This window comes from Micromonospora sp. DT46 (genome assembly GCF_049841735.1).
In the GTDB taxonomy this organism is placed as follows: Bacteria; Actinomycetota; Actinomycetes; order Mycobacteriales; family Micromonosporaceae; genus Micromonospora; species Micromonospora reichwaldensis.
In genome coordinates, this window is record NZ_JBNCKW010000012.1 from 177,357 (window position 1) to 192,379 (window position 15,023).

Annotated in this window: 12 protein-coding genes; 6 read left to right on the forward strand and 6 right to left on the reverse strand. The window is 73.0% G+C overall.

Annotated features, from left to right (window positions below; genetic code table 11):
* Positions 1 to 99: 99 nt before the first annotated feature.
* The 6 genes from ACLQ20_RS28665 to ACLQ20_RS28690 form a co-directional block, all read right to left on the reverse strand.
* A complete protein-coding gene (locus ACLQ20_RS28665; protein WP_425858145.1) occupies positions 100 to 1,491 on the reverse strand; it encodes a pectate lyase family protein in 1,392 nt (463 codons plus the stop codon).
* Positions 1,492 to 1,661: 170 nt separating this feature from the next.
* A complete protein-coding gene (locus tag ACLQ20_RS28670) occupies positions 1,662 to 2,861 on the reverse strand; it encodes a Gfo/Idh/MocA family protein (protein WP_425858146.1) in 1,200 nt (399 codons plus the stop codon).
* A gap of 41 nt (positions 2,862 to 2,902) precedes the next feature.
* Positions 2,903 to 4,384 (reverse strand): mannitol dehydrogenase family protein, encoded by a 1,482-nt coding sequence (locus tag ACLQ20_RS28675; protein WP_425858147.1) that lies wholly within the window; start codon positions 4,382 to 4,384, stop codon positions 2,903 to 2,905.
* A complete protein-coding gene (locus ACLQ20_RS28680) occupies positions 4,381 to 5,685 on the reverse strand; it encodes an enolase C-terminal domain-like protein (RefSeq protein WP_358122115.1) in 1,305 nt (434 codons plus the stop codon). Before ACLQ20_RS28680 ends, ACLQ20_RS28675 begins: the two co-directional genes overlap by 4 nt.
* Positions 5,682 to 7,106, reverse strand: coding sequence for a glucuronate isomerase (gene uxaC, locus ACLQ20_RS28685; protein WP_425858148.1), 1,425 nt, complete (start codon positions 7,104 to 7,106; stop codon positions 5,682 to 5,684). Before uxaC ends, ACLQ20_RS28680 begins: the two co-directional genes overlap by 4 nt.
* Before the next feature lie 30 nt (positions 7,107 to 7,136).
* Positions 7,137 to 8,465: a Gfo/Idh/MocA family protein gene (locus tag ACLQ20_RS28690; protein ID WP_425858150.1), complete on the reverse strand. Its 1,329-nt coding sequence runs from the start codon at positions 8,463 to 8,465 to the stop codon at positions 7,137 to 7,139.
* Positions 8,466 to 8,704: 239 nt separating this feature from the next.
* Between ACLQ20_RS28690 and ACLQ20_RS28695 the strand changes: the two genes are divergently transcribed.
* The 6 genes from ACLQ20_RS28695 to ACLQ20_RS28720 all read left to right on the forward strand — a co-directional run bounded on the left by ACLQ20_RS28695 (position 8,705) and on the right by ACLQ20_RS28720 (position 14,619).
* Entirely contained in the window at positions 8,705 to 9,832 is a 1,128-nt protein-coding gene (locus ACLQ20_RS28695) for a LacI family DNA-binding transcriptional regulator (RefSeq protein WP_151453252.1), read from the forward strand.
* A 19-nt stretch (positions 9,833 to 9,851) separates the two neighbouring features.
* Positions 9,852 to 11,201, forward strand: a complete 1,350-nt coding sequence (locus tag ACLQ20_RS28700; RefSeq protein WP_151453251.1) for an ABC transporter substrate-binding protein — start codon at positions 9,852 to 9,854, stop codon at positions 11,199 to 11,201.
* A gap of 28 nt (positions 11,202 to 11,229) precedes the next feature.
* The gene (locus tag ACLQ20_RS28705; RefSeq protein WP_151453250.1) at positions 11,230 to 12,213 is read left to right on the forward strand and encodes a carbohydrate ABC transporter permease; all 984 of its coding nucleotides are present in this window, start codon (positions 11,230 to 11,232) and stop codon (positions 12,211 to 12,213) included.
* Positions 12,214 to 12,350: 137 nt separating this feature from the next.
* Positions 12,351 to 13,112, forward strand: a complete 762-nt coding sequence (locus ACLQ20_RS28710; protein ID WP_132238380.1) for a carbohydrate ABC transporter permease — start codon at positions 12,351 to 12,353, stop codon at positions 13,110 to 13,112.
* Entirely contained in the window at positions 13,109 to 13,747 is a 639-nt protein-coding gene (locus tag ACLQ20_RS28715) for a hypothetical protein (RefSeq protein ID WP_151453249.1), read from the forward strand. Before ACLQ20_RS28710 ends, ACLQ20_RS28715 begins: the two co-directional genes overlap by 4 nt.
* 23 nt (positions 13,748 to 13,770) lie before the next feature.
* The gene (locus ACLQ20_RS28720; protein ID WP_358122122.1) at positions 13,771 to 14,619 is read left to right on the forward strand and encodes a PmoA family protein; all 849 of its coding nucleotides are present in this window, start codon (positions 13,771 to 13,773) and stop codon (positions 14,617 to 14,619) included.
* The last annotated feature ends 404 nt before the right edge of the window (positions 14,620 to 15,023 follow it).

Sequence of the window (15,023 nt, forward strand, 5' to 3'; positions counted from 1 at the left end):
GGGGGGGGGGGGGGGGACGGGGGGGCCGCCCGGGCGAGGGGCCGGCGGGGGGGCCCCCCGGGCCGGCCGCCCGCCGCGCCCGGCGCGGCGGCCGGCGTCCTAGAGGAGCAGCCGGTCCGCGCCGGCCAGCGCTCCGACGACCGCTGGCACCGCGGGCGCCGGCAGCACCGGACCGCGGCGCAGGGTCGGCGTCCAGTCGGCGTCCGGGGCCAGGTCCGGCTCGTGCGCCGCGTTGTACGCGCCCACCAGGTCGACCGGGCGGGCCCGGTCCCCGGCGGCGCGGACCCAGTTGCCCCGGGTGGTGACGGCGGTGCCGCCCCAGTCGTAGAGCAGGGTGTCGGCCGTGACGCCGGTGCCGAGAGTGAAGAAGTTGTTCTCGGCGACCACGGCGGACTGCACCCCGACGCCGATCGCGTACTCGAAGCCGTCGCCGGCCAGCCGGTAGTGGTTGTTCCACACGTCGACCTGGCCGAAGCGCACCCGGGGCAGCCGCTGGAGCACCCCGTCGAAGAGGTTGTGGTGCAGGCTCACCTTCAGCCGCCCGACGTCCGGGCCGACGGTGTTGGACGAGCCGATCAGCATGACCTTGTCCCGCCCGACGAACCGGTTGTACGAGACGGTCACCAGGCTCGCGGTGTGCGTGACGTCCACCGACCCGTCGTGCACCTGGTACGGCCGGCCGAGGTGCATCGGCTGGCCGCTGTCGGGGTTGTCGCCGTCGGTGAAGGTGTTGTGGTCGATCCAGACGTGCTCGCTGCGGCGCACCGAGATCTGGTCGTACTGGGAGTTCCAGTTGCCGGCGGCGCCGTCGGTGGGGGACCAGGCGGGGAAGCAGTCCCGGGCGTCGTCGAAGGTCAGGTTCCGCACGATCGTGTTGTGCGCGCCGTCGAGCATCAGCGTCAGGCCGGTCAGCCGGGCGCCGCGCAGGCCGACGATCGTGGTGTTCGGGCCGACGTTGATCTGGGTCTGCCGGGTCTGGTTCGTCACCGAGCGCACCCGCGCGGCCTCCAGCGGCCCGCTCGGCGCGACCCGGCCCCAGACCGCCGGGTCGTACGCCGCGAGGTACGCCGCCAGCGAGTACTCCAGGTCGGCGAGGTCGGCGCAGTCGAGGACGCTCCCGTCGGGCCCTTCGAAGCCGTCGACCTCGCCCCTGACGTAGATGATCTTCGGGGTGGCGTTGCCCCGGTTGGTGGCGTTGTCGCCGCCGAGGGCCGCGACCAGCTCGGCCCGGCTGGAGACCACGTGCACCTGCTCCGGGGTCGCCGCCGCGCCGCCGGTCGTGCCGGTTCCCTCAGCCGCCCAGCCGTCCCCGGCCGGCAGCGCCTGCCGGCCCAGGTGCCGGGCGGCCCAGGAGAGCCCACCGGTCGTGGCGGCCGCGCCGCCCGGAGCCGGAGCGGCGGCGCCGTCCGGGGCCGGGGCCGCCGCCGCGCTCCCGGATGTCGCCGCGAGCGCGACGGCGATCGTCGCCGCGCCCAGTGTCTGCTTCCACATCTATCGGACCACCTGTTCGTCGCCTGTTGATATGTGGCAACGGTAGGTTTCGCGATTTATGCGAGTCAATGACAAACGTGTGCAGAAGTGTTGCAACTGATCAAATCGGCCAGTATCGCCCCGGCCGTCCTCGGTCGGGTTGACGCCCCTATATCCGATATGGACCCGCGTCAGGCGGGCGGTTCAGTTGCAGTGCGTTGCGGTCCCTCCTGCCCGGTCAGGTCCGTGCGGTGCGGCGCCACCGCCCACGGCACCGCCAGCTCCGACAGCAGCGCCCCTTCGTCGGCCGCCCGGCGCAGCAGCCGGTTGATCCCGCGCACCGTCAGCACCCGCTGCGGGCCGTCGCCCGTGGCGGTGACGAGGTCGCCGCCCAGCGGCGCCGGCTCGGGCGCGGTCGTGACGGCCTCCAGCACCGCGGTGAACGGGGCGGTCCGCCCCAGGGGCGCGATCAGCGGCACCGCCGGGTCGGCGCGGTGGGCGAGGAGGTTCTCCAGCAGCCCGCGCCGGCCCGGCACCTCGCGTGCGCCGGCGTCGCCGGGCAGCAGCAACCGGTCGGTCGGGTACTCCAGCACGGCCCGGCCGGCGGTGCCCGTCACGATCACCTCCCCGGCGACGAAGTCCTCCCCGGCCAGGGTCACCGCCGCGACGATCGGTGGTCCCGAACGGGACGACACCCGCAGGGTCGCCGTGTCGTCCACCTCGATCGGCCGGACCCGATAGCGCTCCACCTCGATCCGCGCGGGGACCACCGGCCCGTCCCCGGCGGCGGCCTCGGCGACCGCCAGGCACTGCATGACCGCGTGCGCCAGCGGGTTGGCCAGGGCACCGTCCAGCACCGGCCGGCCGTGCAGCGTCCGCCGACCGGCCCACGGCGCCCGCGCGTAGTAGGCGTCGGAACGCTGCCAGGACGCCACCGTCGCGATGCCGGTGACGGTACCGAGCCGCCCGGCCCGGACCGCGTCGGTCAGTGCCGTCAGCGCCGCCGAGCCGAGCGCCTGGAAGCCCACCTGGCACGCCCGGCCCGTCGCGGCGAGGGCGTCGGCCAGCTCCCGGTGCTCGGCGGTGGACAGCACCGGCGGCTTCTCCAGCAGCAGGTCGGCGCCCGCAGCGAGCACGTCCAGGGCGATCGGCAGGTGGGTGTGCGGTGGGGTGCAGACCACCACCACGTCCGGCCGGGCCGCCCGCAGCATCTCCCGGTGGTCGGCGTGGACCAGGGTGCCGTCGGGCACCGGTGCCGCCGGCTCGTCCTCGATCGGACGTACGTCGACCAGGGCGACCAGCCGCAGCCGCCCGGCGGCGTGCAGGGGGGCGACGACCCGTCGGTGCCAGCGCCCGTGCCCGTTGGCCCCGACGATCGCGACCCTCGGCACGGCGCTGGCCCGTCCCGGTGGCGCCCCCTCGGCGGCGGCCGTCACCGGGCGCCCGCCAGCGTCGCGGCCACCCCGTGCCGTTGCAGGGCGGTCAGCCACCCGGTCACCTCGGCGCGTACGTCGTCGTCCTCGGCCACCTCGGCGGGGAAGACCTCGCGCAGCGCGAACACCGCGTCGACGGCCCCCGCCGGGGTCTTCGCTCCGGCGGCGAGCGCGGCGCGGATCTCCTCGGCGAGCGGGTCGGCCAGCGGCAGGGGGCTGCCGTCGTCGGCGTGGCCCTGCGCGAAGCGCAGCCAGGCGGCCACCACCAGCGTGGCCCAGTGCGCCGACCGGCCCGCGGCCCGCAGGTCGGCGATGGTGTGCAGGATCCGCTGCGGCAGCTTCTGCGAGCCGTCCAGGGCCACCTGGAGGGTGCGGTGGTGGATCGCCGGGTTGGCGAACCGGGTCAGCACCTCCTCGCCGTACGCGACGACCGAGACGCCCTCGGGCGGGTCGAAGCTGGCCGCCACGTCCTCGGCGACCAGGTGCCGCAGCACCGTGGTCAGGTGCGGCAGGGCCAGCGCGTCGGCGATGGTCTCCCGGCCGGCCAGCGCACCCAGGTAGGCGGCGGCCGAGTGCACGCCGTTGAGGGCGCGCAGCTTCAACCGCTCCCAGGATCCCGCGTCGGCGGTGAGCACCGCGCCGGCCCGCTCCCAGGCCGGCCGGCCGCCCGGGAAGTCGTCCTCGATCACCCACTGCCGGTACGGCTCGGCGACCACCGCCGCCAGGTCAGATACCCCCAGGGCGCGCTCGGCGTCGGCGAGGGTCTGCGCCGTGCTGGCCGGCACGATCCGGTCGACCATGGTGCCGGGGAAGCTGACGTGCTCCCGCACCCAGTCGGCCAGCGGCTCCGGCACCCCCGCGTACGCCACCGACTGCTCGACCAGGCCGCGCAGCCGGCGGCCGTTCGCGGGCAGGTTGTCGCAGCTGACCAGGGCCAACGGCGGGCCCTGCGCGGCGGCGCGGGCGAGCAGCCCGCGCAGCAGCAGGCCCGGGACGGTGACCGGCGCCCGGTCGGTGCGCAGGTCGGCGGCGACCTCCGGGTCGGGCCGCAGCCGGCCGGTCACCGGGTCGAGCTGGTACGCCTTCTCCGTCACGGTGAGGGTGACCACCCGGATCGCCGGGTCGGCCAGCAGCGCCACCACGGCGGCGGGGTCACCGGCGGCGTGCCGGGTCCCGGCCAGCGCGCCGACGACCCGGGTGTGGCACCCCTCGGCGCTGGTGGTGGTGACGCTGAACAGGTTGTCCTGCGCGGCCAGCGTCGTCGCCACGTCGGGGTTGCGTGGCGCCACGCCGACGATGCCCCAGTCGCCCCCGGCGTGCGCCATCGCCTCCTCGGTGTAGACCGCCTGATGGGCGCGGTGGAACGCGCCCAGCCCGAGGTGCACGATCCCCGCCGGCGCGCTGCCCGGGCGGATCAGCGGGCGGCTCTCGGTCGGCAGCCGGCGTAGCGTCCCGAGACCGAGCCGGGCGGCGCCGGTCATCGCCACACCGGTCCGTCGGGGAAGCGGAACTCGGCGATCGACTCCGGCTTCATCGTGGAGCTGTAGCCGGGCGCCTGCGGCAGCAGGTAGCGCCCCTCGCGGGTGCGCACCGGGTCGACGAAGTGCTCGTGCAGGTGGTCGACGTACTCGACCATCCGGCCGTCGAGGCTGGTGCCGACCCGCAGGTAGTCGAAGACCGCCAGGTGCTGGACGTACTCGCACAGACCCACGCCGCCGGAGTGCGGGCAGATCGGCACCCCGAACTTCGCCGCCATCAGGATCTCGGCGAGGACCTCGTTGACGCCGCCGACCCGGCAGGCGTCGATCTGCATCACGCCGATCGCCTCGGCCTGGAGCAGCTGCTTGAAGATGACCCGGTTGGCGGCCACCTCACCGGTGGCGACCCGGCACCGGCCGTCGGTCAGGCCGGTGACCGCCCGCGCGATCCGGGCGTGCCCGAGGATGTCGTCGGCGTGCGTCGGCTCCTCGATCCAGTACGGGTCCACCTCCGCCAGGGCGGTCATGTTGGTGATCGCCTCGTCGACGTCCCAGACCTGGTTGGCGTCCATCATCAGCAGCGCGTCCGGGCCGATCTCCTCCCGGATGATCCGCGCCCGCCGCAGGTCGTCGGCCGGCAGCCCGCCGACCTTCATCTTCATCGCCCGCCACCCCTCGGCGTACGCCTGCCGGGTCAGCGCCCGGACCTTGTCGTCGGGGTAGCCCAGCCAGCCCACCGAGGTGGTGTACGACGGGAACCCGTCGCGCTCCAGCCCGGCCCGGCGCTCGTCCAGCCCGACCAGTCCCTTGTCGAGGATGGCCGCCGCCTCGTCCGGGGTGAGGGCGTCGGTGATGTGGTGGAAGTCGATGCTGGCCACCAGCTCCTCGGTGGGCAGCTCGGCGAGGAGCTGCCACAACGGCTTGCCGGCCAGCTTGGCCCGCAGGTCCCAGACCGCGTTGACCAGGGCGCCGGTGGCCATGTGGATGACCCCCTTCTCCGGGCCCAGCCAGCGCAGCTGCACGTCGGCGCTCAGCGAGCGCCAGAACGCCACCGGGTCGGCGAAGATCTCCTCCACGGTCCGGCCCCGCACGTGGTGGGCGAGGGCCTCGATCGCGGCGCAGGTCAGCTCGTTGCCGCGACCGTTGGTGAAGGTGAACCCGGCCCCGGTGACGCCGGCGTCGGTGCGCAGCTCGACGTAGCTGGCCGAGTAGTCACCCCGGTTGATCGCGTCCGAGCCGTCGCCCGCGGCGGCGGTCGGGAACCGCACGTCGTGCACGTCGACGGCGGTGACGGTGACACTCACAGGACATTCTCTCCGATCTTGAAGACCTTCTTCGGCAGCCGGTACGCCAGGTCGACGATGGTCTCGGCCGCCTCGTCCTCGTCGAGGCGGTGCTCGGTGACCAGCCGGGCCAGGTAGGCGGCGTCGACCCGGCGGGCCACGTCGTGGCGTACCGGGATGGAGCAGAACGCGCGGGTGTCGTCGACGAACCCGGCGGTGTTGTAGAAGCCCGCGGACTCGGTGACCGACTCGCGGAACCGGCGCAGCACCTCGGGCGAGTCCAGGAACCACCACGGCGCGCCGAGGTACAGGGCGGCGTACCCGCCCGCCAGGGGGGCGAGTTCCCGGCTGAAGGTGTACTCGTCGAGGGTGTAGAGCACCACCCGCAGCCGCGGGTCGTTGCCGTACGCGTCCAGCAGCGGGGTCAGCGCGTGCAGGTACTCGGTGGCCTGCGGCAGGTCGCCGCCGACGTCGCGGCCGTGCCGCGCGTACAGCCAGCGGTTGTGGTTGCGCACCGAGCCGGGGTGCAGCTGCATGACGAGGCCGTCGTCCAGCGACATCCGGGCGAACTCCAGCAGCATGTGCGCCCGGAACGTCTCCGCGTCGGCCGCGTCGGCGACCCCGCGCAGGCCCTTGTCGTAGAGGCGCGCGGCCTCGTCCGCGCCCAGTGCCAGGGTGCGCGCGGTGGGGTGGCCGTGGTCGGTGCAGGTGGCGCCGGCCGCGATGAAGGCCGCCCGCCGCCGGCGCAGCGCCGCCAGGTAGCCGGCGTACGTGCCGGTGTCCTCGCCGGTGATCTCGCCGAGCTGCGCGACGTTGTCCGCCCAGCCGTCGAACTCCATGTCGGCCACGTTGTCCGGCCGGAACGTGGTGATCACCCGGCCGCCCGGCCCGCCCCAGCCGTCGGCGGCGAGCTTGGCGTGCTGCCCGAGGTCGTCCAGCGGCGACTCGGTGGTGGCGAGCACCTCGATGCCGAACCGCTCGAACAGCGCCCGGGGCCGGAACTCCGGCTGGGCGAGCCGGGCCGCGAGCTCGTCGTAGACGGCGTCGGCGGTGGCCGGGGAGAGCGGGGTGCGCACCCCGAACACGTCGCGGAAGGTCTGCTCCAGCCAGAGCCGGGAGGGGGTGCCCCGGAACAGGTGCCAGTGCGCGGCGAAGCGTCGCCAGATGGTGCGCCCGTCGGGCTCCGTGGGGCTGCCGTCGACGGTGGGCACGCCCAGGTCGGCCGGGGGGACGCCCTGGCTGAGCAGCATCCGGGTGAGGTAGTGGTCGGGCACGATGAGCAGCCGCGCCGGGTCCGGGAAGGGGCGGTCCTCGGCCAGGATCGCCGGGTCGACGTGCCCGTGCGGGGAGATGATCGGCTGGGGCGCGGCCAGCGCGTACAGCCGGCGGGCCACCGCGCGTTGCGCGGGGTCGGCGGGGAAGAGTAGGTCGGTCGTGGGCACGGGTGGGGCTCCTCGGAGGGTGTTCGTGGCTCAGGAGAGGTCGAGCAGGTCGGCGACCCGGACCGGGGCGCCGGTGGTGAAGGAGCGGTTCGCGGCCAGCCCGGTTAGCAGGGCGAGGGCGCCGTCGCGGGCGGTCGCCGCCCGCCCCATCGGGTCCGGCTCGCCGGCGATCAGGACCCGGGCCATCCGGGCGTCGGCGCCGCCGTGCCCGGAGCGGGTGTGCCCGGTCACGGGTACGACCTGCGGCGGCGCCCAGAACGGCCGCAGGGTCAGCGTGGCGGAGCCGGCCTCGGCGGCGGCCTCGTCGCCGTGCAGCGCCGCGCCCTTGAGCGCACCGGCGGACGCCGGGCTGACGTGGTCGCTCTCCACGACCTCCAGCTCCAGGCGGCCCCGGCTGCCGTTGACCATCACCCGGTAGCCCTCGTAGGGGGCGTACGCGGTGAGGTGGTAGGTCATCGTCGCGCCGGTGGAGTAGCGGGCGAGCACCGCCATGTCGTCCTCGATGTCCACGCCCGGGGCGAAGACGTTGCGGTCGCGCTGGTAGCCGTCCTCGGCCTCGGCGTCGAGGTAGAGCTCGCGCAGTTTCGGGTGCGCGTCGAGCCGCAGCGCGAACGGGTCGTCGTCGGCGGCGGGGGAGCCGTGCGCCCGCTCGTAGTCGCGGGCGTAGCCGTGCCGGTGGCCGGCCTCGCCGTAGAAGAACAGCCGGCCGGTGGCGTACACCTCGACGGGGGTGGCGTCCAGCCACCAGTTGACCAGGTCGAAGTGGTGGCCGGCCTTGTGCACCATCAGCCCGCCGGAGTGCGCCTTGTCGCGGTGCCAGCGGCGGAAGTAGTCGGCGCCGTGCCGCACGTCGAGCAGCCACTCGAAGTGCACCGAGCCCACCTCGCCGATCGCGCCGTCGGCGAGCAGCTCGCGCAGCTTCTCGTGCAGGGGGTTGTAGCGGTAGTTGAACGCCACCCGCACCTGCCGCCCGGTGTCGGCGACCGCGTCGAGGATCTGCCGGCAGCCGGCCGCGTCCACGGTCATCGGCTTCTCGGTGATGACGTCGCAGCCGGCCCGCAACGCCGTGTCGACGTGCGCGGCGTGGGTGTCGTCCACGCTCGTCACCACCAGCACGTCGACGCGCTCCTTGGCGAGCATGACGGCCAGCTCCTCGGCCCGGTACGTCGGCACCGGCGGGTGGCCCAGCTCGCCGAGCCACCGGTTGTGGGCGTCCATGCGGGCCTGGTTGACGTCGGCGAACGCGACGAGTTCGGCGGTGTCGGCGTGGTCGCGCACCAGCGCCCGGACGAACATCTCGGCCCGGGACCCGGTGCCCACCAGGGCGTGTCGGACCCGTTGACCGGTGCTGGACGACATGTCGACCGCCTCCCGTGTTGCTGCAAAGGTTTGCAGCGAAATAACCACGCGCCGCGCGGCGGCGTCAACGATCGATGCCAAACCGGCGGCATAGATCCGTTTTGATAGGCATTTGAGCACATGGTGGGAGCGTGGCCGAAACGCATCTGTAACCATCGGCCGTTGACACCGGCACAACCGTTTGCATTAATTGGCGGCACCTGACGTGACCCCAGCCACACTGGACGAAGGGCCCCGCCGTGCCAGCCACCATCCGAGACGTCGCCCGGGCCTCCGGCGTGCACATCTCCACGGTCTCCCGCACGTTCTCGGCCCCGCACCTGGTCAACCCGGAGACCCGGGGCCGGGTGCTGGCCTGCGCCGAGGAGCTCGGCTACCGGCCCAACCGCGCCGCCCGCGCCCTGATCACCGGCCGTACGCACAACGTCGGTCTGATCATCGCGGACATCGCCAACCCGTTCTTCCCGCCGCTGATCAAGGCGGCGGAGAGCCAGGCCCGCCAACGCGACTACCACGTGTTCGTGGCCGACACCAACGAGGACCCGATCGCCGAGGAGGAGCTGGTCCACGCCCTCGCGAAGCAGGTGGACGGGGTGCTGCTGTGCAGCCCGCGGATGAGCAACAGCATGATCGAGCAGCTCAGCCGCGAGGTGCCGCTGGTGGTGATAAACCGGCAGGTCGCCGGCCTGCCGTGCGTCACCATGGACGTCGGGCAGGGCGCCCGGTCGGCCATCGAGCACCTGCTCGGCCTCGGCCACCGGCGGATCGCGCTGCTCAGCGGGCCGCGTGGCTCGTGGACCAGCCGGGAGATCCGCCGGGCCGCCGGCGTCGCGGCGCGGGCCGGCGGCGCCGAGTTCACCGTCCTCGGGCCCAACCAGCCCACCGAGATTGGCGGCGCGGCCCTCGCCGAGCAGGTCCGCCGCAGCGAGGCCACGGCGGTCCTCGCCTACAACGACCTGATGGCGATCGGCCTGATCGAAGGGCTCGACGCCGTCGGGATGCGCGTCCCACAGGACGTGAGCGTCGTCGGCATCGACGACATCGCCCTGAGCCGGCTCACCCGGCCCAAGTTGACGACGGTGGCCACGCCCAACGCGGCCGCCGGCCGGACGGCCGTCGACATGCTCCTGCAACACGACACCGTCGCCGCCCGTGGCTCACGCGGCGGTCGGGGTGTCACGAGCGACGACCGTCGTACCACCGCACAGGTAATGCTCCAGACCGAACTGGTCATCCGCGACTCGACCGCCGCCGCGCCGGCAGACGGTCGGAACCGCCCCGACGCCGAGTTGGTCGTCCCGGGCCCGCATCGCCTTGCGGGCCCGGGTCGCCCGACCGCGGCCACCGGTGGCGTCGTCGCCTCCTAACGCCAAGGAGTGAGCGCACATGCACCCCGCAACGCCCCCCACCACTGGCACGCAGGCCGTGCCCGTTCACCGTACCCCCGTCCGCCGACGGCGGTTGATCCGCGGCCTGCTCGCCACGGTCGTCGCCCTGCCCCTGGTCCTCGGTGCCGCCGCCTGCGGCGGCGACGACGAGGCCAGCACCGACCCGAACGCCCCGGTCAAGCTCTCGGTCTTCTGGTGGGGCGGTGAGGCCCGGGCGAAACTGACCGAGGAGGCCCTCGCCCTCTACACCAAGAAGCACCCGAACGTCACGTTCGAGAAGACCTGGCAGGCCAACCAGGGCTACTTCGACAAGCTGGCCACCCTCACGGCCGGCGGCAACCCGCCGGACCTCTTCCAGATCGACGACAACTACCTGGCCGAGTACGCCTCGCGCAGCACCACCCTCGACCTGACGTCGTACAAGGACTCCGGCGACCTCGACGTGTCGAAGTTCCCCAAGAGCCTCTGGCAGTACGGCGTGGTCGACGGCAAGCTCGCCGGCGTGGCCGCGGGGGAGAACACCCAGGGCCTGGTCTACAACAAGACGCTGCTGACCAAGAACGGCCTGCCCGAGCCGACCACGGGGATGAGCTGGGAGGAGCACATCGCCTGGGCCGAGCAGGTGGCGAAGAAGACCAAGGTGCCCGGCACCCAGGACCCGAGCGCCGACTACAAGGCGTTCTGGGTGTGGCTGCGCCAGCAGGGCAAGGACCTCTACAAGGGCAAGGAGCTCGGCTTCACCGCCGAGGACGTGACGAAGTGGTTCGACCTGTGGAAGGGAGCCCGGGACCGGGGCGCCACCCCGACCCCCGACGTCATCCACGAGGGCAACGCCACCGACATCACCAAGCAGCTCGTGGTCACCGGCAAGGCCGGCACCAGCTGGGTCTGGGTCAACCAGATGCCGGAGCTGAAGAAGAACACCAAGGACGAGCTGGGCGTCATCGCCTACCCCGGTGACCCGAGCGCCCAGTGGGCCCGCGCCTCCATGTACTGGTCGGTGTTCAAGGGCAGCAAGCACAAGGACGTCGCGGTCGACGTGATCAACTTCCTGGCCAACGACCCCGAGGCGGTCAAGATCCTCGGCACCGACCGTGGCCTGCCGTCGAACCTGGACCTGCGCCGGGTGGTCAGCGACGACGTCACCGACCCGGCGATGAAGCAGTCGATCCAGGTCGAGTCCGACCTGGCGGAGAAGTTCGGCGAGGCGCCGCAGGTCCCGCTCAAGGGGCACAGCAAGGTCCGCTCCGAGCTGATCAAGGCCGCCGAGAACGCCCAGTACGGCCGGATCAGCTCCGCCCAGGCGGCGGAGCAGTTCATCGCCGCCTGCAAGACCGCCATCGCCTGACCCTGACGCTACCGAGAGGAACCGGCTCGTGGCCCTGACCACGGCGCCCGGTCCGACCCGACGACGTACCGGATCCGTCCCGACCCCCGCCGGCAGGCGCGGGGTCGGGCGGTCCCGGCACGGTGACGGTCTGGCCGGCTACGTCTTCCTGTCGCCCTGGCTGCTCGGCCTGCTGGCCGTCACGGCGATACCCATGCTCCTGTCGCTCTACCTGAGCTTCACCAACTACGACATCCTCACCCCCTTCTCCGAGGTGGAGTGGGTCGGGCTCGCCAACTACGAGCGGATGTTCACCGCCGACCCGTCGTACTGGCACTCGGTGCGGGTGACGCTCACCTTCGCCCTGATCGCCGTGCCGCTGAAGCTGGCGGCCGCCCTCGGGGTGGCCCTGCTGCTCAATCGCGCCTGGCGCGGCGTCGGGCTGTTCCGCGGCCTGTTCTACCTGCCGTCACTGCTCGGTGGCAGCGTCGCGCTGGCCATCGTCTGGGTGAACATGTTCAACCGCGAGGGCGCGTTCAACTCGCTGCTGGGCGTCTTCGGCATCGAGGGCAAGCCGTGGGTCAACGACCCCGACTGGGCGCTGGAAACCCTCATGGTGCTCGCCATCTGGCAGTTCGGCGCGCCCATGGTGATCTTCCTGGCCGGCCTCAAGCAGGTGCCCACCGAGCTCTACGAGGCGGCCTCCGTCGACGGCGCCGGCAAGTGGCGGCAGTTCGTCGCCGTCACCCTGCCGATGCTCTCGCCGGTGATCTTCTTCAACCTGGTGCTGGAGACCATCAACGGCTTCCAGGGCTTCACCGCCGCGTTCGTGCTCAGCAACGGCACCGGCGGCCCCGTCGACTCCACCCTGATGTACACGCTGAACCTCTACATCACGGGCTTCACCAACCTGGAGATGGGCTACGCCTCGGCGATGGCCTGGGTCTTCCTGCTCGCCATCGCGATCATCACCGCGATCTTCTTCAGCACCGGGCGGTTCTGGGTGCACTACTCGGACGGGGAGGACCGGTGACCGCGACGGCAACCCCGACGGCAACCCCGGCGACGACCGGCCCGCGCGGCCCGCGCCGGGCCAGCGGCGGCGGGCAGGCCGTGCGCCTGCTCATCCTGATCGCGATCGTCGCGGTCGTGCTCTACCCGCTCTTCTGGATGATCGGTACGTCCCTGAAGAGCCAGGAGGAGATCGTCAACAACATCGGCCTGCTGCCGAACGAGTTCACCCCCGGCAACTACGCCGACGGCTGGACCAACTTCGACTTCAGCTTCGGCCGGTTCTTCCTCAACAGCGCGATGGTCAGCCTGCTGACCGTGGTCGGCAACGGCGTCTCCTGCCTGCTCGCCGCGTACGCCTTCGCGCGGCTGCGGTTCCGGCTGCGGGGCGTCTGGTTCGCCGTCATGATCGGGACGCTCCTGCTGCCCGGGCACGTGCTGATCGTGCCGCAGTACATCCTGTTCCGCAGCCTGGGCCTGGTGGGCGGCGAGTGGCCGTACCTGCCGCTGCTGATCCCGCAGTTCCTGGCCACCGAGGCGTTCTTCGTCTTCCTGATGGTGCAGTTCATGCGGGGCATCCCGCGCGAGCTCGACGAGGCCGCCAAGATCGACGGCGCGAACGCCTTCGGCATCTTCCGGCACGTGATCCTGCCGCTGAGCCGGCCGGCGCTGGTCACCACGGCGATCTTCTCGTTCATCTGGACCTGGAACGACTTCTTCCGGCAGCTCGTCTTCCTCTCCGACCTCGAGGACTACACCGTGCCGGTGGCGCTGACCCTGTTCATCGACTCGACGAGCCAGAGCGCCGTCGGCCCGATGTTCGCCATGTCGGTGCTGTCGCTGCTGCCGGTGTTCCTGTTCTTCGTGGCCTTCCAGCGGATGCTGGTGGAGGGCATCAACACGAGCGGACTCAAGGGATGAGGCCGCACCGGGACGACGGGCCGGACCGCGAGGACGGGCCGGCCCGCCGCGACTGGCGGGACGTGCTCACCGACGCCACGGACCTGGCCGTGCTCGGCATCGTCCTGACCCTGGCGGCGCTGCCGGTGCTCACCGCGGCGGCGGCCGTCGCCGCCGCGAGCGCGGCGGTGCACGACCGGTACACCGTCGGTTCCTGGCCCTCCGCGCGGGAGAACCTGACCCGGTACGGCCGCGCCCTGCTGCCTGGCGCCGGGGTGAGCGTGCTGACGCTCGCCGCCTTCGGGCTGCTCGCCGTGAACGTCGCCGCGCTGGCCGGTGGCCGGGTCCCCGGCGGGGCACCGCTGCTCCTGGTCACCGTCGTGCTGGCCGCCGCCCTGGCCGGGTACGCCGCGCTTGTGGTGGTGGAGGTCGGCCGCCGCGGTGGCCGCGGCTGGCGGGAGGCCGCCGGTGCCGCCGCCGGCGCCTGCCGCGCCCGCCCGGGCACCTGGGCCGCCGCCGGCGGGGTCAGCGCCGTCGCGGCGCTGCTCGCCGTCCTGGTCATTCCGGTCGCGGTGCCCATCCTCGCCGGGTACGTGGTCGCCGCCCTGCACGCCGTCGCGCGGCGGACCGTGCCCGCCCCGGTGGGACAGTCGTGACGGGCGGCGACCGGCGGGCCGGCGTGACCGAGAACGATCGGCAGCTCAGCGTCGACGACGTGCCGGTGGCCCGGTACGTCGTCGACCCGGCGATCGACCCCCGGCACGGCCCCCGCCCGTACCTGCACCCCGTGCGGACCCTCGGCGGGACCGTGGTCACCGACGCGTTCCCGGCCGACCACGTCTGGCACCTCGGCGCGTCCCTGGCCGTGCAGGACGTCGACGGCACCAACCTCTGGGGCGGGCGCACCTACGTCCGCGACACCGGCTACACGTGGCGCGACGACCACGGCCGCATCGCGCACACCCGCTGGGAGACCCGCGACCCGCAACGGCTCGCGCACCAGCTGGAGTGGCGGGACCGGGACGGGGCGGTGCTGCTCACCGAGCGGCGGGAGCTGGCCGCGCAGCGGGTCGGCGAGCGGGCCTGGGCCCTCGACGTCGGGTACACGCTGACCGCCCCCGCCGACCGGGACGTCGCCCTGGGCAGCCCGGCGACCAACGGACGCCCGGGTGGCGCCGGCTACGGCGGCTTCTTCTGGCGGGCAATCAGCGCGACACCCGCCCGGGTGTGCACCGCCACAGCCGAGGGGGAGGACGCGGTCAACGGCAGCGACGCGCCGTGGCTGGCCTTCGCCGGCACCGGGCCGGACGGGGCCGCGTACACGCTCGTGCTGGCCGGCCTCGCGGAGGGCGACCGCTGGTTCGTCCGCACCGCGATGTACCCGGGGGTCTGTGTGGCATTCGCCTTCGACCGGCCCAGGGTGATCACCGCGGGTACGAGTCGCACCGGGCGGCACCGCGTGGTCGTCGCCGACGGCACGCTCGACCAGGCGACGGCCGCCGCGTTGGCCGCCGGCGGGACGGTGTGACGCGGCCCTCCCACCCCGGATTTGACGATCTTGTCGGGCGGGCGTAACTTTCTCTCTGCCAGCGCGGAACGGACGAACAGGGTGAAAGCCCTGGCGAGGCCGGAGCGCGGTGAGACCATCGGTCCGGGTGGGGTTCTCCCACCGGGGCCGGCGCGGGCGGTGCCCCGGGTCCGTCGCGAGGCGGATTTGGCGAGGCGGAACCGACCGGGTAAGGTTCACGGCCGGCAGGGATCCGGGCGAGCTCGCGGGAAACCACGAAGCGGCCGGTCTGCCGAACTTCCCGAAAATCGTCGGCGAGAGTCGACGTAATCGGGATGCCCGGAAATCGGGTTGAAGTGGTGCGGATCGCTACGAAGCGGTTTGACACGGCGGAAACCACCGGGTAACGTAGTAAAAGTGCCCGG